Origin of the sequence: Streptomyces asiaticus (genome assembly GCF_018138715.1) — a bacterium.
Classification (GTDB): domain Bacteria; phylum Actinomycetota; class Actinomycetes; order Streptomycetales; family Streptomycetaceae; genus Streptomyces; species Streptomyces asiaticus.
Genome location: NZ_JAGSHX010000003.1, coordinates 75,560 through 91,334, shown reverse-complemented (window position 1 = coordinate 91,334; position 15,775 = coordinate 75,560). Strand labels below are relative to the sequence as shown.

Sequence of the window (15,775 nt, the reverse complement as noted above, 5' to 3'; positions counted from 1 at the left end):
CCGGAACGCTACGGTCCGTGGAAGACGGTCAACGGCCGCAGTCGCTCCCACTCCGCATCCGTCAAATCACCCCGCCCCATGCCATATCAACGATCCAGACACCCGGGAACGAACCAAGATCAGCAGGTCAGTGATCGGCCGGCTCAAACACCAAGCTCAGCCATAGGTGTAGCTGATCAGGCCGTACTGCGGATGCCTGATCTCTGCCGTGTTGATCAGCTTCTCTGCCGTCATGGTCTTCCACGGCCCGAACAGGTCCCGGTATCCGAGGATGTCACCGGTTCCCTGCACCGGCAGATACGGGGCCGCGTCCGGGTGCTCGCGACGCTGTTTGGCCTGCCAGTCCGCCCAGACCTTGTCAACGAAGCTGTGCAGGAACCAGAACGCCGGGTCGTTGGGCGAGGCCATGCCGCCCAGGGCTCCGCCCAGCTCGGCGTGGACAGCGCCGTGTTGGTCGTCCTCGAAGCGCTGGGCGAACACGTCGTAAACCGACAGGTCCAGCATGTCCATCAGGCCGATTCCGTAGTCCCGGTAGAACTCGCCCTCATACTTTCGACGAGCCTGCTTCTCCGCGTCGGTCTCCCGGCGCCCGAACGGCAGTGTCTCCGACAGCGGTCGGTCGAAGTCACGTATCAGGAAGGCTCTGCTGTCCACGGTGCGATCGATCACCCAGCGACCCGCGAGTGAGTCCGGACGCTCGGCCAGGTTCTGCACGACCTCCCGCCAGACCGCCTCCTGCTCCTCCCATGTCACTTTCTTGATCCCGCCCGCGGCGCGCAGCAGGGAGAGCGTCGACTCCGAGAGCACCTTGGCCAGCTCGGCATCCGGGACGCCGAACCGGCTGCGCTGGACCTGCCCGAGCAGGCCGGAGCTGTTCTCGCCGAGCCAGGCATCGGTCCACGGAGAAGCATTCTCCTCCCGGTCGGTGGTCCAGTCCCAGTACGCCAGGGCAATGCGCGGTTTACCGCGGGCCGTCTCGGTCCGGTTCAGCGCTTGCTCGAACTCGATGAGGTACTGGCGGTGCCACGGCAGGAAGATAGGCGATCCGTGGCCGGGTCCTATCACCATGGCGTCGACATGGGTGGCCACGAAGTCCCCGTAAACAGTGCCGTTGGTGTTGCCCGGATGTGGTGCGGCCGAGGGGGTGGTGTTCAGTTCGACGATGGCGTCGAGAAGAAGCTGCCGCTCCTCGTCGCCGAGGGCACTGTGGTTCTTGCGGACATAGGGGGTCACCGGTCAGCTCCCGTGGTGGTGGCCGACGGGGATGAGTACGGCGCCCTGGAGCGCGTCCACCGAGTTGCGTGCGGCTTCGCGCAGTGAGCGCACCGGGCGGAAGTGCTCGACTGCGGTGGTGAAGCCGTTGCGTTTCTTGCTCACATGGAGGGACACACCGTCGATCAATACGGTCTCCATAGGCAGACGGCCGACGGGAGCGTCGGCTGAAGGCTCGGTGATGCGTATGTCGCGGCCCTTGTAGGTCTCCTGGAATTGCCCGGTGATACCGGCCGCCTGCCCTGGGCGGCCACTCGCGGCTTCCCGCCCGTTGCCGGCCCAGGCCACCCCAGCGGTGACCGAGACGGCTGTGCAGGCCGCTGCCAAGCTCAAAAACGCCGACGACTCGTCAGAGACACGCTCGTTCCTCCATCTGTAAGGGGAATGCGATGACCTGCCCAGCATCCTGAGACCATGTGAGGAAGTTGTCAGAAACTCTTTCGAGTCTCTCTCCTGCTGAGATGGTGGCGGTCAGGCCGGGTGGTCCTTGTGGCGGTAGAGGTCGCTGCGGACGTGCTCACCGTGGCCCATGCCAGGGAGGAGCCCGAGGGGCAGGAGCCGGCGACGGGGAGCTGAGTCCGCCGGTTCGGCGGGTGTGATCGTCTGCGGGTGGTGTGGGCCGGAGGCCGGGGCCGGGGGCCCCGGCCTTCGTGCTGCCGGCTTCTGATCGGCCTCGGGGTGACCCGGCCCGTCAATTCACCTCACCAAGAACACTCGATAGTGAGTGAGATTTCAAAAGAGTGACTTTTCTGATTGAGTGAGTGGATTCTGTTATGGCAGTGGGGAGTTGAGTGTTCTGGTACTCCAGCCGTAGATCGTGATCTTCATGTCTGATTCGCGGCTTGTCGGTGGTAATGACTGTCCTGGGCTCGGGCCTGGTGACGGCGTCGCCAGGCGGACCAGCATGGTCAGGGGCACCGGGGCGGGCGACCAGCAGCGGTAGTAGGCGAGTTCACCGGTGGTGCGGTTGCGGCGGATCTGCAGCCGGTGACAGTCGGGCCGGGGTTCGGCCAGGTCGATGACGGCCCAGTCGTAGAAGCGGTGACCCTTGGCACCGGCCCCGGCCGACAGCTTCTGCCAGGCTCGCTTCGCACCCTCGCGGCCAGGGCGTCCGCGCGGAACTTCCCGGCACCGGTGGTCACTTCGGCCGAGCAGGCGACGGCGAGCACGTAGCCCACCTGGCGTTCTTCCAGCGCGGACCCCAGCTTCGGGTTGCCGCCGTAGACCTCGTCTCCCGCGACCCAGCTCACGCGGTGCCCGGCGTCCAGGAACCGGCCGATCATGCGGGCGGCCAGCTCCGGCTTGGTAGCGAAGACGGTGTCATCGGCCAGTCCCGCGGCCCGGCAGCGGTCCGGGCCGCACGTCCACGAGCGCGGGATGTACAGCTCCCGGTCCACCGCCGCGTGCCCGCGGCGGCTGGCGTAGACGAGGTAGACGGCGACCTGCGCGTTTTCGATCCTCCCTGCGGTTCCGGTGTACTGGCGCTGGACCCCCACGGTGTGCGTGCCCTTCTTCACGTCCCCGGTCTCGTCGACAACCAGCACCGCATCCTCGTCGTGCAGATGCTCCAGCACGTACTCACGCACGTCATCACGCACGCGGTCGGCATCCCACTGGGCCCGGCCGAGCAGGTGCTGCATGCCCTCCGGACTCGCCTCCCCGGCCCACTCGGCGATCGACCAGCAGTTCTTGCGCGGCAGGTCCGACAGCAGCCCCGGCACCAAGTCCCTCACCCGGCGCCCTCAACCCGCGCGAACCGGCCCGCTATCCGGCCCAGCAGGGCCTCGAACGCCTCCTGCCAACGGGCAGGATCTACGCTGTGACCGGCGGCCACCTCATGATCTTCAGTCTTCACACACCGATGATCAGCGGTGGCCGCGACCTTCCCACAGTCGGTCCACCAGCAAGATCAATGTCTACGGCTGGAGTACTAAGAACGCGTCCGGCACAGTTCCTGACCCACGAGTGTGGTCATGGCCTGCTGGGTGTCCTGGCCGCCGTCACGGGTGACGTACACTACGGCGGTCCGGGTCCCGTCTCGGGTGGCGCCGCCCCAGGAGACATAGCCGAGGAGCTCGCCCCGGTGGCCGAAGTAGCTGCCGCCGCAGGGCAACGGGATCTCGGCCAGACCGAGTCCATACCTCACGCCCAGCTCGGACGCGGGCATGGTGGTCGTCATCTCGTCGAGCTGCGCCGGAGCCAGCAGACGGCCGCCGAGCAGCGCGGCGTAGAACCGGTTCAGGTCGTGCGCGGTGCTGATGATCGAGCCGGAGCCGACGGCCATACTCGAATTGAGCTCCGTGACGTCGATGTCGGTGTCGGTGCCGAACGCGGCGTAGCCCTGGGCGTGCGGGCCCAGGATGGACGGGAAGACGCCGGGCGTACTGGTGTCCCTCAGGTTCAGGGGGCGGATGATCAGGTCCTTCACCTCCCGTGCCCAACTCCGGCCGGTGACCTTGTGGATGATCATCGCGGCGAGAATGTAATTGGTGTTGGAGTAGGACCAGCCAGCGCCCGGGGAGAACCTGGGAGGGTGCCGCATCGCCAGACCCACCAGCTCCTCGGGGGTGTACGTGCGAAACCGCTCGGCCCGATAGCCGTCCGCGCTGTTCAACGCGGATATCTCCGGCCCGACATCAGGGATGCCGCTGGTGTGCTGCAGCAGCTGCCGCACGGTGATCTGGCCGCCGTCGTTGCCGTTACCCCGGACCACTCCAGGCAGCCACTGCTCGACGGTGTCCTCCAGGGACATTCGCCCCTCGCCGACGAGGTGCAGCACAACCGTGGCGGTGAAGGTCTTGGTGGCACTGCCGATCCGGAACCTGCCGTCCCGCGGCATCGGCCTCCTTGTGTTCATCGCGGCCGTCCCGGCGTACGCGCTGTCGCGTGCGTCTGGTGACGTCACCTCGGCGTGCACACCGACCGCCCCGGTGTCGTGGATCGCCTCCACCTGCCGTTGGAGCGGATAGGCCGGACGCGGCTTCACCGCCGCCGTGGGCGCGGTCGATGCGGCGAGGACGGCTGTAGCCAGGCTGGTCAGGACGAGCATGCCTCGCCGACGCCTTCTTAACCCATGCATGACGACCCCTTCTCTGTTCAGGTTGCACGCCTTCACAGACTGCTCAGGCTGTGGCCCGCGACTGTGTCGCCCCCGGAGCCAACGGTCGGCAACCATCCCACCAGCAGAGGGAGGATCGCCCCATCCGGCTTTCCCCCTGACGTACCGATGCGCTGTCCTCAGGGCGGTGCCGGGGGCTACCACCATGATCGCGCGACGCGCCGACGGCTACTCCGTTAGGGACAGGGCCCGGCTCGGGCAGATCTCGACGGCGCCCCGGGCCCGCTTCAGCGCCTCGTCGTCCGCCGGGGTGTCCTGGAGGACGACGACCGTGCCGTCCTCCTCGCTCTGATCGAACCCTTCGGGGTCGGTCAGGACGCACTGGCCCGCTCCGACGCACCGGTCGAGATCCGCCACGATTTTGGTCATGCCGACTCCTCCCACGTCACGGGTACCTCGTGGATGCCGTAGATGAGGGCGTCGTCCTTGTAGCGCAGCTTGTCGGCGGGCGTGGCCAGCCGCAGCGTCGGAATCCGGCGGAAGAGCGTGTCGAAGACGATCTGCAGCTCCATCCGGGCCAGGTTCTGGCCGAGGCACTGGTGGATGCCGAAGCCGAAGGCGACGTGGTTGCGGGCGCCCCGGTCGAGCTTGATCTCGTCCGCCTCGTCGAAGGCCGAGGGGTCGTGGTTCGCCGCGGTGCTCAGCGCCAGTACGGGGTCGCCGGCCCGGATGGTCACGCCGCCGATCTCCACGTCCGCGACGGCGACGCGGGCGTTGGCGAACTCGGCGATGGTGTAGACCCGCAGCAACTCCTCGATCGCGGGCAGAGTACGCGCCGGGTCCTCGCGCAGCGCCGCCAGTTCCTCCGGGCGCTCCAGCAGCGTCACCACGCCGAGCGAGATCATGTTGGCGGTGGTCTCGTGCCCGGCGAACAGCAGCAGGAAGGCCAGCGACAGGACGTCCTCGGGGTCGTTGCCCTGGGCGAGCTGACGGCCCAGCAGATCGTCGGTCGGCTCGGCGGCCTTCTTGGCGATCAGATCCCTGAGGTAGTCGCGCAGTCCCGTGAGCGCCTGCTGCCTGTCCTGGGCCGTGAGGGCGCGGCTGAGCAGGGTCGCACTGCGGGTCTGGAAGAAGTCGTGATCGTGGTAGGGCACGCCGAGTTGCTCGCAGATGACCAGGGACGGCACCGGCAGGGAGAGGGCCTGCACGAGGTCGGCGGGGCGCGGCCCGGCCAGCATCGCGTCGATCTGTTCGTCGACGATCTCCTGGATGCGCGGGCGCAGGCCGGCCATGCGGCGCACGGTGAACTCGCCGACCACGGCCTTGCGTGCGGGGCCGTGCTCGGGCGGGTCCAACTGGATCATCGTCTGGAGGAGTGGTTGACGGCCGGGTCGCTCGCGGGTGAACCGGGGGAAGTTCGGATTCCGGCGGTCGGAGCTGAACCGTGGGTCCGTGAGCATGGCTCGGATGTGCTCGAGTCGGCTCAGGGCCCAGGCGACCTGGCCGCCGGGCAGGGTGACTTGGGAGATCCCGGGATCGGTGTCCCGGATGCGGGTGTGCTGCTCCGGGGGCGCGTACGGGCAGCGGCGGGTGGTCTGCAGGGCGGGAGCGGTCATTGAGGAGCCTCCATCGTTCAAGATCGAATCCGAGCGGAACAGCGTCATCGGTCGTGAGTGGCGCTGCGTTACTCGTTCCTGGCTTCGGTGGGGTCTGCGGATGGGCTGGGCAGAGGGTGGCCTTGGGATTCGGGGATCGGTGCGGTGGCGAGGCGCTGGCCGTTGCGAGCGGCGGCGGCCTTGGCCCAGCTGCTGGTGGAGATGACGCCGAGCGCGAGCGCGACGAGTCCGCAGCCTCCGAGGACGGCCCAGGCGGCGTGGCTTGAGTTGATGAAGCCGGTGCCGGTGCTGGCCACGATCGAGCCGGTGACGGCGACGCCGATGGAGGCGCCGAACTGGCGTGCGCTGGCGGCGAGCGCGCCGGCGACACCGACCTGGTCGGGCGGCAGTCCGGAGACGGCGGTGTTGGTGATCGGCGGGGTGAACATGCCCGCTCCGAGGCCGAAGGTGGCGTAGGCGGCCAGCAGGTAGACGCTCTCGGTGTGCGCGGTCAGGGGGACGAGAAGGAAGGCGCCGATGGCGAGTAGCGCGCCGCCCAGCGTGAGGGGGAGGCGGGCGCCCTGGGAAGCGAGAAGCCGCCCGGAGAGGTTGGCGGCGACGGCTTGGCCCACGGCCAGCGGGATGATCATCAGTCCGGCGTGCCGGGGGCTGAAGTGGCGGATGTCCTGGAGGTAGAGGGTGTTGAGGAACAGGAACCCGCCGAGACCGGCCGACATCAGGACGGCGATCGTGTTCGCGCCGGAGAACGGAGGGCTGCGGAAGAATCGCAGGTCGATCAGTGGCTCGGATCGCCGGGGCTCGACGATGAGTATCCCGATGAGGGCCAGGACGGCGAGTACGATCAGCCCGACGATCCAGGGGTCTGCCCATCCGTGGCGGGGGCCCTCGATCGTCGCGGCGATGATCGACGCGAACAGGACGATGATCAGCGCCTGGCCGGGCGGGTCGAACGCGCGGCCCCGGGCGGCCTTGGACTCGGGGATGAATCTCCGGGTGAGCAGGATGGCGGCGATCCCGACCGGGACATTGACCCAGAACACCGATCGCCAGTCGATGCCGCTGACCAGAAGGCCTCCGAGCACGGGCCCGGCCGCGATGGTGATCCCGATCGCCGATCCCCACATGCCGAGCGCTCTTGCTCGTTCCCGGCGGTCGGTGAACACGCTGACGATGATCGACATCGCGACCGGGTTGAGCATCGAGCCGCCCACCGCTTGCAGGCCACGGAAGGCGATCAGCCACCCGACGCCGGGCGCCAGGCCGCAAAGGAGGGAACTGAGGGAGAACAGCGCCAGCCCGAGCTGGAAGATCCGCTTGCGGCCGAAGCGGTCGGCCATGGAGCCGGACAGCACGAGCAGGCAGGCCAAGACCAGGGAGTAGGCGTCGACCGTCCACTGCAGGCTGCCGACCGAGGCGTGCAGGTCCTTGGCTATCGACGGGAGCGCCACGTTGACGATGCTGAGGTCGATGCCGGTCACGCCGACGCTGAGACAGCAGATCGCCAGCACCATCCGGCGGTGAACGGGACGTGAGGGGCCGGTCATCACCGTCGGCCCGGGGGTGTTCACTGTGCTCATGGCGGATCCTTGAACAGATTCGATAGAGTCTCCGATGGAAACGGAGAGGGTGTCCAGATAATGCGGAGACCCTATCCACTTATGCAAGGACACTCGAATGACTGACCATCCGCCCTCCAAAAGGGCCGACGCGGCCCGCAACCGCCAGCGGATCCTCGAAGCGGCACGCATCGCGTTCGCCGCCACCGGAGCCGAGACGTCAATGGCCGAGATCGCCCGGAGATCCGGGGTCGGCCCGGCAACCCTGTACCGCAACTTCGCGACCCGCCACGCACTCCTGGAGGCGCTACTCGTCGATGAGGTCGATGAGGTCTGCGCCGCCGCCGCGACAGTCGAGGGTGACAGCCCGGGGGACCGGCTCACGACCTGGCTGCGCCGGTTCTTTCAGTACGTCACCACCAAGCGGCCGGTCGTCCTCGGGCTGCTTGAGCACACCAACACAACCGATCCCGTCTTCCAAACCCGGGGCCGGATGCTCGCAGCCGGCCAGCCACTGCTCTCCGCCGCCCAGGACGCACAACAGATCGCCGGCGACCTTGACCTCGACCAGATCCTCGATCTCGTGGTAGCCATCGCGAAGATCCCCGGTACCCCGGAATACCGACAGCCGATCCTTGACGCGGCACTCGCCGGACTGCACAGGCGCGGCACCTGATGTCCACTCCGTGCGGCGTACGGTGCCGAATTCGCTCCTTGCGCAGGTTCGCCGCACTGACCGAGGCCGGAGCCTCGGACTGGCTGCACGGGCGGGAGTGGCGGATCCGGGTCCTGCCGCAGTTAGCCGGCTTGCAGGTGCTGCCGGGTGGCATCGCCGCGATCCTCGTCGAGGACCCGGAATGGGCACCGTGGCGCGAGGTTGCCGTCCGAACCGGATACCTGCTCGACTCCGACGGCTACCCGGCATGGACGGTGTGGCGGAGGAGATCCGCAGCGAACAGCAGCTGCCGAACCTGTGGGCGGGTGTGCCCCGGATTCTCCGGAACCGCACCACTCGGCAGCCCCTGGATTCCGCGGTTGTCGCCGGGGTCCCTGCAGGCCCGGTTGCGCGTGCAGGACTTCAGTCCAATGGCTGCTCGTTACTGCCGGGCCTCCTTCGGGCCCGGCGTCCCGGCCTGCCTGGGCGGTTGCGGCGAGCCGCCGCGCGGCGCCTCCGCCTGCCCTTCGGCCTGCGCCTCGGCCTCCGTGGGCACCTCGGTCTGGGCGTGTGGCAGTCGGCGGACGGACGGATAGGCCAGGGGGAGCAGGGCCGCGGCTGCGTAGCAGAGGGCGGCGCTGGTCGCCACGTGGAAGCCACCGAAGGCGTGCGCGAGCGGGCCGACGGAGAGCTGGCCGATGGGATTGGAGATGGAGGAGAGCAGGGCGTCGTAGGCCGCGACGCGGGAGAGGACACGGGGTCGGATGTGCTCCTGCAGGGAGGTCTCCCAGGCGGTCCCCGTCAGCGAGGTGCCGAGCCCTGCCACGAAGGCGGCGGTGATCAGCCATGGCGTAGGCAACTGCGCGCCGATCGCGAGTAGCGGGAGAGCGCCGAGGGCGCAGGCGAGCTGGCCGGCGCGGAGCAGGTGCCGGACCGTGAGCCGGTAGATCAACGTGCTCATCAGCAGCATGCCGAGACCTCGGGCGCTGAGCAGGAAGCCCCACGTTGCCTCGCCGCTGAGCTGTTTGGTGAGTTCCGGGCCGAGGACCTGCCAGGTACCGGTCTGCACGAGGTTGATCGCGCAGAAGGAGAGAGTGACAGACCAGACCCAGGGGGTTCCTCGGAACTGCGCCCATCCCTCGCGCAGGTCGCGCCGGAGCGTGACTCGGCATGCCGCGGGGACGGTGGCCCCCACGGCGGCGGGGAGCCGGGCGAGGCAGCCGGCAGCCAGCAGGTACGTCAGCGCGTCGAAGCCGATGGCCGGTCCGCCGCCGACCGTGACAACCAGCAGCCCTGAGATGCTCGGCCCGAAGACCTTGGTGCCGTTGCGCACGGAGGCCAGCAGCGAGTTGGCCTGCCGCAGTTCGCCCTTGGCGACCAGCTCCGGGACCAGTCCGCGCAGCGCGGGCGTGGTGAATGCGGCGAGCACGCCGTTGAGGAACTCCAGCCCGGCCACCACGGGCCGTGAGTAGTGATCGGTCAGCAGGACTGCGGCGACACAGCCCTGGGTGAGCGCGGAGCCGAAGTTGGCGGTTACCAGGACGGTCCGCCGTGGCAGGCGGTCGGCGGTGGCGCCCCCGATAAGGAGGAAGACGAGCAGCGGCACCATGCGCGCGGCTACCACTACACCGAGGTCGTCAGCCCGGCCCGACGCGTTGAGCACCGCGAGGGACAGCGCGACGGGGGCCATGGAACTGCCGAGCAGCGACACAAGCTGTCCGGTGAAGAACCAGCGGAAGTCTGTCTGCCGAAGAAGAGGAGGAAGCACCGCTGGAGTCTGCGGGACCGGTGCAGGCGGGCACTATCGTTTCGGCAGAGGGCGAAAGATGAGCCATGGGGAAGGGGCCGACGGACCGATGGTGCTGCTGCGCTTGGACTCGGTGGCCCTGTCCCGATCTCGCTTCGCCCTGTCGCCGCTCGCGGAGACGCTGGGCTCGATGATCGTCCTCAGCCGGCCGGGTACGGACCCGTGGCTGTCCGCCTGGCACGGCCGCCACCAGGCGGTGTTCCGTGCCCGGCTGAACGCGGACCCCTTCGCCAAGGGCCTGGTCCGGCTCATCGGCTCGACGAAGTACCTCCCCGACCACCTCACGCTGCCGCCGATGGGTGGCATGGGCACCACACTGGAGTCCGAACTCGCCGGAGTCGTGCTGATACCGGACGAGACGGTACGACACGGCCTGGAGCAGGCGGTGGCTCACAGCTGGAAGGACCACGATCTGACCTGGCTCTCCGGGCGCGACTGGTCGACCCGCACGGCCGAACTGTTCCACGACGTCTGGCGTGACCACCTCGCCGCCGACTGGCCGCGGCGCCGGGCGCTGCTCGAACGCGACGTCACCTACCGCGCGGGCCTCCTCGCTGCCTACGGTTGGCCACGCGCCCTGCAGCAGATGAGCCGTCGTAGCGCCTGGGTGGGCACAGACGCGATCCGCTTCAGTGACCGCCCAGGGCCGGACCGCATCGTCGGCGCCGACGGCATGCTCTTCGTCCCGGTCACCAAACAACGCGGGAGCTGGCTGTGCAAAGGGCCGACAGGCCCACACGCCCTCGTCTATCCGGCACGCGGTGCCGGTGAGATGGCCAGCCGGGGCCGTACTGCCCGCGCGCTCGCCCGCTTGCTCGGCCCAGGCCGCGCCACGATTCTGCGGGAACTGGAACACCCGGCGACCAGCACCGAACTCGCCGCGCAACTGGATCAGTCGCTCGGCACGATCGGCGGTCACCTGGCCGTGCTGCGTGAGGCGGAACTGGTAGTCGGTACACGAGTCGGCCGCCGCGTGGTCTACCGTCGCACTGAACTCGGCGACCAACTGGCCGGGGGCGTGAACGGCGCAACACAGGCAGCCATAACCCTTAGTAAGGACCGTCACGCTTCGCGCTCGCAGAACTGAGGATGCGTGCGAACACGATCATCTCGCGGGTCACCTTCGAGAGGTGGTCGACCGATCCCGCCTTCAGCGTCGGCTGCGCCGGATACAGCTTGTCGCCATAGCGCAGACAGAACTTCGAAGAAGTTGACCGCCTCGTACCTGGTCAGCGCGATCTGCTGGCCTTGGTGCTGGTGGAGCCGGCTGTCGGCCAGAGGCACCAGGGCGTTGAACTGCTTCCGCCAGGCGCGGATGGTGCTGGTCTGGTTCCGCAAAGGCGAGGACAAGACCCTGCTCGGCACTGGCTTCGCCGTATCGAGGGCCGCCGCCTACCGCTACATCGCCGAAGCCATCGCAGTCCTCTCTGCCCAGGCCCCGGACCTACACACCGCGCTGCAGCGGGTGGCCGCCGACGGCTGGTCTCACGTGATCCTGGACGGAAAACTGTTCGCCATCGACCGCCTCGCGGAGGCGACCGGCAGCGTCAAAGGCGAGCAGATCGACGCCTGGTACTCCGGCAAGCACCGCGACTTCGGCGCGAACATCCAGGCGATCATGCGCCCCGACGGGCTATCCATCTGGACTTCCGATGCCGCTCCCGGGCATCTGCACGATTTCACCTGCGCCCAGCTGCACGACATCATCGGCGCGCTGTACTGGGCCGCCTCGCAACTGGACCTGCCGACCCTGGCCGACTCCATCGGGTGTGGGGGAGGATGCGGAGCAGGCACGGGTCCACGTGATCATGGAGTCTCTACGGTCAGTGATCACGAAGGACGGCCGTGCCCGCGCTGCCGTCTTGCTGCTCGAAACCGCTCAGCGTCGGAGGACGACGAACACGACCGCCGTGCTCCGGGTCGGCCTACCGTGCCGGGCGGAACGGCTGCAGGAAGCGGATCCCGTCCTCGACGCTGCCGTCCATCAGTTCCAGCAGTTGGGGCACCAGGTCCTGCATGCGGGGTGCCTGCAGGTGGCCTTCGAGGGCCTCGCGGCTCTGCCAGCGCTCGAAGATGACGAACGCGCCCGGTTCTCCCTCGACCTGGTGAGCCTCATAGTCGATGTTGCCCGCGTCGTAGCGCGACGCGGTGACGGCGGCTGTCATGAACGCCTTCATCGCGGCTTCCTTCCCGGGATTGGCCCGGGCTTCCCACAGCACGGTGACGTAGTGGTTCGACGTGGTGGTCACGCTTGCTCCTCCTGACTCCGAACAGCATCGTTGTGCGCCGTTCACGAATCGACACTGAGCCCCCGGGGAGCGTCGGCGGGAGCTACGGGACTTCGTGGTACAGCGCGTACCACCCAGCGGGGCGGGGTGTGCGGGAGGATGGTGTGCATGGATCAACTCGGTGCCGCGCTGCGGGCGTGGCGGGACCGGCTGGACCCCGCCACGGCGGGCTTCGCACACGGCTCACCCCGTCGGGTCCCCGGTCTGCGACGCGCGGAGCTGGCGACGCTGGCCGGCATCTCGGTCGAGTACGTGGTCCGGCTGGAGCAGGGACGGGTGGCGACACCCTCGGCGCAGGTCTGCTCGGCCCTGGCTCGCGCCCTGCACCTGTCCGACGACGAGCACGCTCACCTTTTGCGCATGGCCGGTCATGCAGCGGATCCGAGCCGGGTTCCACGGATGATCCCAGGGAGCCTGTACCGGATCGTGGACCAGCTCGCCGGCAACCCGTTGGCGATCTACGACGCCACCTGGCAGTTGCTGCACTGGAATCCGCTGTTCGCGGCCACGTTCGGCGATCCCACGGTCCGCGATGTGGGAGGCCGCAACGTCCTGGTCTGGCAGTTCCTGGGTGAGCTGCCCCGGGTCCGGCAGACGGCGGCCGAGCGGGTGGCGTTCGAGGAGTCCCTCGTCGCCGACCTGCGCGCGACGACGAGCCGGTACCCCGACGACCCCGACCTCGCGGCGTTGGTATTGAGGCTGAACCTCAGCCCACGGTTCTGCGAGTTGTGGAGCCGTCGAGCGGTGGGCGGTCATCAGAGTGCGCACAAACTCGTCCAGCACCCGGATGTCGGAGACATCGCCATGAACTCCGACATCCTCAATACCCAGGACACGAACCTTCGCCTCGTGGTGTACACGCCGCAGCCAGGCACCGACGCGCGCGGCAAACTCGAATTCCTTGCGGCCATTGGGGTCCAGAGGATGTCTCCTCAGGGATGAAGGCCCGCGTTCTGTCTCGTCCGGTGGACCGGGCTGCTGGGTGGTACGCGCGGTACCAGGAAGTCCCGTAGCTCCCGCCAGCCCTCCCGGGGACCAAGCATGGAGTGCGTGAACAGCGCACGACCGTGCTGTTCGGACCAGGAGGAGCCAGCATGACCACCACATTCATCACCGGGGCCAACAAGTCCCTCGGTTTTGAAACCGCTCGTCGCCTCGTCGAGGCGGGGCACACCGTCCTCCTCGGTGCCCGCCACCGTGAGCGCGGCCGGGCCGCGGCCGAGTCGCTCGGCGCCCGGTTCGTCTCGATCGACGTGACCGACGACGCCTCGGTCCAGGCCGCGGCCGCGGATGTCGCCGCGCATGAGGGAACGATCGACGTCCTGGTCAACAACGCCGGCGTCCTCGGCAAGGTCGGCCCTGTCGAGGAGTACACCGCGGCGGACGTGAGCGCCGTGCTCGACGTGAACGTCGTCGGGATCGTGCGCGTCACGCACGCCTTCCTCCCGCTGCTGCGCACGTCGCCGAACCCCGTCATCGTCAACGTGTCCAGCGGGATGGGCTCCTTCAGCATGACCCAGGACCCGGCGCGGATCGAGTCGCAGTATGCCCTGCCCCTCTACTGCGCCTCGAAGGCCGCGGTCACGATGCTCACGACGCAGTACGCCAAGGAACTGGAGGACGTGAAGGTCAATGCCGCAGACCCCGGGCAGACCGCGACCGACTTCACCGGCGGCCTCGGGCACAGCGTCGCCGACGGCGCGGAGTCCATCGTGACCCTCGCGACGATCGGCCCGGACGGGCCGACGGGACAGTTCATCGACCGATCCGGGAACCTCCCGTGGTGAACCTGCCCTGAGCTCAGGGTCGGTCGACCCGCCGCTCTGCGCGTACCTCATGCATCTCTATGGCGAGTGATCACGAAGGACGGCCGCGCCCGCGCTGCCGGCTTGCCTGCTCGAACCCGTGTGGGGCCAGTTCGCCGCGCTCCTCCCCGTCCGGGAGGAGTTCGTCGTCGGCCATCCGCTGGGCTGACACCGCCGCCGGATCCCCGACCGAACCGTCTTCGAGCATGTCGTGCTCGCGCTGGTCCATGGCTCCGGCTACGAGCGGAACTCCACGCCCGGGTGGTCGGACCGCACCATCCGCCGACGCCTCAAAGGGTGGTCCCGGCAAGGGATTTCCGAAGCGCTGTACGCTCTCGCCCTGGACGCCTACGACCGGATGATCGGCCTCGACCTTGGCGAGATCTCGGTGGACGGCTGCATCACCAAGGCCCCGTCCGGCGGGGAGAAGACCGGCCGTTCGCCGGTCGACCGGGGCAAGCAGGGGCTGAAGCGCTCCGCCGCCTGCGACGTCCGCGCCATCCCGCTGGGGCACGCAGCTGCTACCGCTGGGATGGCCGACCCACCAGCCGCCGCCTCAAGTGATCCATTTGCCGGTCGGTCTTAATCCCGACAGTAGAGGTCAATGCCGTGTCAGATGGTGACCGCGTTGGTCAGGGCTTGGGGCTCGGAGAGTGGGTCGTTGTCCGTCCAGGCTCGCCACCACCGGTTGAGGGTGATGGCGGGAGTGAGCCAGGAACGGGTGGCGCGTAAGGCCTTGGGCCAGCAGGGCAATTGGGGCTGGTGGGGTGCGGCTGGGCCCCTCTGTGGCCCCTCATCGGGGCATGGGCCAGCCGCGGCGGCATCCAGAGGTCCGGGGACGGACAACTGGTCCCAACACAAGGAGAAGGCGCAGCTGACCAGGATCTGGTGGCGGATGGCGCGGTCGGAGCGGACTTGGAAGTCGGCCCAGCCGAGTTCGTCCTTGACCTGCTTGCAGCTCTGCTCGATCCACGGCGGCAGGCCGTAGAGACGGACGATCTCGGCGAGGTCGGCCGGCGGATGCGGGCCGGTGAGGGCGTGGGGGGCGTCGGGATGGGGCAGGTTGGTGGCCAGGTACCAGGTGGCCTTCTCCGGCAGGGCGGCCGCCTCGGTGGTGGCCACGATCAGGCGGCAGGGCGAATCGGGGCCGTATCTGCCCAGGTGGGCATCAGCGGCCCACCAGGTCTCGGTGTGCCCATCGCGGAAGTAACGCTCCACGGCCGTCCACCCTCCTGGACGCTTGACATCCTTCCAGGCCTGGGCGACGTAGGCGTGGGCGACCACACCCTGAACCTCTCCGCGGCCGACAGGGCGAACATCGACCAGGTCTGCTCCGCCATCAAGACCTGCGTCGTCCTCGACGTGGCCGGCCGCCCCCAGATCGTCACTGCCCAACTGCCCAACTGCCCAACGTGGACACCTTCGTGATGTCCTGGCTCCCCGGCAGCGAAGGCGAAGGAGTCGCCGAGGTCCTCTTCGGTAAGCGCCCCTTTACCGGCAAACTCCCCGTCACCTGGTCCCACAGCCAGTCCCAGGAACCGATCAACATCGGCGACAAGAACTACAACCCCCTCTTGCTCTGCGGTACGGCCTGACGGCATGGCGCCAGAGGCGCGCCAGACCGTCGGGAGGGCCGGCGTCCAGCTCCGGAGCTGGACGCCGGCTGCCATCACGTGTGGTTTTGCCGCTCTGGAATGGAGATCCCGTGGCGAAACTGC

General features: G+C 68.4%; 14 protein-coding genes and 4 pseudogenes. 8 read left to right on the top strand and 10 right to left on the bottom strand.

Annotated features, from left to right (window positions below; all coding sequences use genetic code 11):
• Nucleotides 1-156 precede the first annotated feature (156 nt).
• From KHP12_RS07190 to KHP12_RS07160, 7 genes and pseudogenes are all read right to left on the bottom strand, one after another.
• Nucleotides 157-1,233: a tyrosinase family protein gene (locus tag KHP12_RS07190; protein ID WP_086883989.1), complete on the bottom strand. Its 1,077-nt coding sequence runs from the start codon at nucleotides 1,231-1,233 to the stop codon at nucleotides 157-159.
• Nucleotides 1,234-1,236: 3 nt separating this feature from the next.
• A complete protein-coding gene (locus KHP12_RS07185) occupies nucleotides 1,237-1,677 on the bottom strand; it encodes a tyrosinase family oxidase copper chaperone (protein ID WP_086883990.1) in 441 nt (146 codons plus the stop codon).
• A gap of 483 nt (nucleotides 1,678-2,160) precedes the next feature.
• A pseudogene (locus KHP12_RS07180) lies at nucleotides 2,161-3,049 on the bottom strand (IS701 family transposase); the annotation flags it as partial.
• Nucleotides 3,050-3,202: 153 nt separating this feature from the next.
• Nucleotides 3,203-4,321 (bottom strand): serine hydrolase domain-containing protein, encoded by a 1,119-nt coding sequence (locus tag KHP12_RS07175; protein WP_244203115.1) that lies wholly within the window; start codon nucleotides 4,319-4,321, stop codon nucleotides 3,203-3,205.
• A 237-nt stretch (nucleotides 4,322-4,558) separates the two neighbouring features.
• Nucleotides 4,559-4,759, bottom strand: a complete 201-nt coding sequence (locus KHP12_RS07170; protein ID WP_086883991.1) for a ferredoxin — start codon at nucleotides 4,757-4,759, stop codon at nucleotides 4,559-4,561.
• Nucleotides 4,756-5,946: a cytochrome P450 gene (locus tag KHP12_RS07165; protein ID WP_086883992.1), complete on the bottom strand. Its 1,191-nt coding sequence runs from the start codon at nucleotides 5,944-5,946 to the stop codon at nucleotides 4,756-4,758. Before KHP12_RS07165 ends, KHP12_RS07170 begins: the two co-directional genes overlap by 4 nt.
• Before the next feature lie 68 nt (nucleotides 5,947-6,014).
• On the bottom strand, nucleotides 6,015-7,523 hold the full coding sequence (locus KHP12_RS07160; protein WP_244203116.1) for an MFS transporter: 1,509 nt from the start codon (nucleotides 7,521-7,523) through the stop codon (nucleotides 6,015-6,017).
• Between the two features lie 97 nt (nucleotides 7,524-7,620).
• Here KHP12_RS07160 and KHP12_RS07155 point away from each other — a divergent pair, with 97 nt between their 5' ends.
• Nucleotides 7,621-8,178, top strand: a complete 558-nt coding sequence (locus tag KHP12_RS07155; protein WP_086883993.1) for a TetR/AcrR family transcriptional regulator — start codon at nucleotides 7,621-7,623, stop codon at nucleotides 8,176-8,178.
• A 421-nt stretch (nucleotides 8,179-8,599) separates the two neighbouring features.
• On the opposite strand, the gene KHP12_RS07150 is transcribed toward KHP12_RS07155, so the two are convergent.
• Nucleotides 8,600-9,925 carry an MFS transporter gene (locus KHP12_RS07150; RefSeq protein ID WP_086883994.1) on the bottom strand — a complete coding sequence of 442 codons (1,326 nt, stop codon included), beginning with the start codon at nucleotides 9,923-9,925 and terminating at the stop codon, nucleotides 8,600-8,602.
• Nucleotides 9,926-10,013: 88 nt separating this feature from the next.
• On the opposite strand from KHP12_RS07150, the gene KHP12_RS07145 reads away from it, so the two are divergent.
• Together KHP12_RS07145 and KHP12_RS53305 are read left to right on the top strand one after the other, a co-directional pair.
• Entirely contained in the window at nucleotides 10,014-11,051 is a 1,038-nt protein-coding gene (locus tag KHP12_RS07145) for an ArsR/SmtB family transcription factor (protein ID WP_086883995.1), read from the top strand.
• A gap of 228 nt (nucleotides 11,052-11,279) precedes the next feature.
• Nucleotides 11,280-11,672, top strand: a pseudogene (locus KHP12_RS53305) (transposase family protein); the annotation flags it as partial.
• 217 nt (nucleotides 11,673-11,889) lie between these two features.
• On the opposite strand, the gene KHP12_RS07140 reads toward KHP12_RS53305, so the two are convergent.
• Complete coding sequence (locus tag KHP12_RS07140) at nucleotides 11,890-12,213, bottom strand: putative quinol monooxygenase (protein ID WP_086883997.1); 324 nt, start codon at nucleotides 12,211-12,213, stop codon at nucleotides 11,890-11,892.
• Between the two features lie 147 nt (nucleotides 12,214-12,360).
• Here KHP12_RS07140 and KHP12_RS07135 point away from each other — a divergent pair, with 147 nt between their 5' ends.
• The 3 genes and pseudogenes from KHP12_RS07135 to KHP12_RS07120 all read left to right on the top strand — a co-directional run.
• The gene (locus tag KHP12_RS07135; protein WP_086883998.1) at nucleotides 12,361-13,194 is read left to right on the top strand and encodes a helix-turn-helix transcriptional regulator; all 834 of its coding nucleotides are present in this window, start codon (nucleotides 12,361-12,363) and stop codon (nucleotides 13,192-13,194) included.
• Between the two features lie 152 nt (nucleotides 13,195-13,346).
• Entirely contained in the window at nucleotides 13,347-14,039 is a 693-nt protein-coding gene (locus KHP12_RS07130; RefSeq protein ID WP_086883999.1) for an SDR family NAD(P)-dependent oxidoreductase, read from the top strand.
• Nucleotides 14,040-14,133: 94 nt separating this feature from the next.
• Nucleotides 14,134-14,604, top strand: a pseudogene (locus KHP12_RS07120) (IS5/IS1182 family transposase); the annotation flags it as partial.
• Between the two features lie 54 nt (nucleotides 14,605-14,658).
• Here KHP12_RS07120 and KHP12_RS50755 read toward each other — a convergent pair.
• Nucleotides 14,659-15,320, bottom strand: a pseudogene (locus KHP12_RS50755) (IS701 family transposase); the annotation flags it as partial.
• 9 nt (nucleotides 15,321-15,329) lie between these two features.
• On the opposite strand from KHP12_RS50755, the gene KHP12_RS53300 reads away from it, so the two are divergent.
• The gene (locus KHP12_RS53300; protein ID WP_344379045.1) at nucleotides 15,330-15,485 is read left to right on the top strand and encodes a hypothetical protein; all 156 of its coding nucleotides are present in this window, start codon (nucleotides 15,330-15,332) and stop codon (nucleotides 15,483-15,485) included.
• On the top strand, nucleotides 15,470-15,652 hold the full coding sequence (locus KHP12_RS53295) for a glycoside hydrolase family 3 C-terminal domain-containing protein (protein ID WP_344340097.1): 183 nt from the start codon (nucleotides 15,470-15,472) through the stop codon (nucleotides 15,650-15,652). The genes KHP12_RS53300 and KHP12_RS53295 overlap by 16 nt, the downstream gene beginning before the upstream one ends.
• The last annotated feature ends 123 nt before the right edge of the window (nucleotides 15,653-15,775 follow it).

Coding starts and splice junctions, on each gene's coding strand:
- KHP12_RS07185 (WP_086883990.1), bottom strand. CDS start 1,677: ATGCTGGGCAGGTCATCGCATTCCCCTTACAGATGGAGGAACGAGCGT.
- KHP12_RS07175 (WP_244203115.1), bottom strand. CDS start 4,321: ATGCTCGTCCTGACCAGCCTGGCTACAGCCGTCCTCGCCGCATCGACC.
- KHP12_RS07170 (WP_086883991.1), bottom strand. CDS start 4,759: ATGACCAAAATCGTGGCGGATCTCGACCGGTGCGTCGGAGCGGGCCAG.
- KHP12_RS07165 (WP_086883992.1), bottom strand. CDS start 5,946: ATGACCGCTCCCGCCCTGCAGACCACCCGCCGCTGCCCGTACGCGCCC.
- KHP12_RS07160 (WP_244203116.1), bottom strand. CDS start 7,523: ATGAGCACAGTGAACACCCCCGGGCCGACGGTGATGACCGGCCCCTCA.
- KHP12_RS07155 (WP_086883993.1), top strand. CDS start 7,621: ATGACTGACCATCCGCCCTCCAAAAGGGCCGACGCGGCCCGCAACCGC.
- KHP12_RS07145 (WP_086883995.1), top strand. CDS start 10,014: ATGGTGCTGCTGCGCTTGGACTCGGTGGCCCTGTCCCGATCTCGCTTC.
- KHP12_RS07135 (WP_086883998.1), top strand. CDS start 12,361: ATGGATCAACTCGGTGCCGCGCTGCGGGCGTGGCGGGACCGGCTGGAC.
- KHP12_RS07130 (WP_086883999.1), top strand. CDS start 13,347: ATGACCACCACATTCATCACCGGGGCCAACAAGTCCCTCGGTTTTGAA.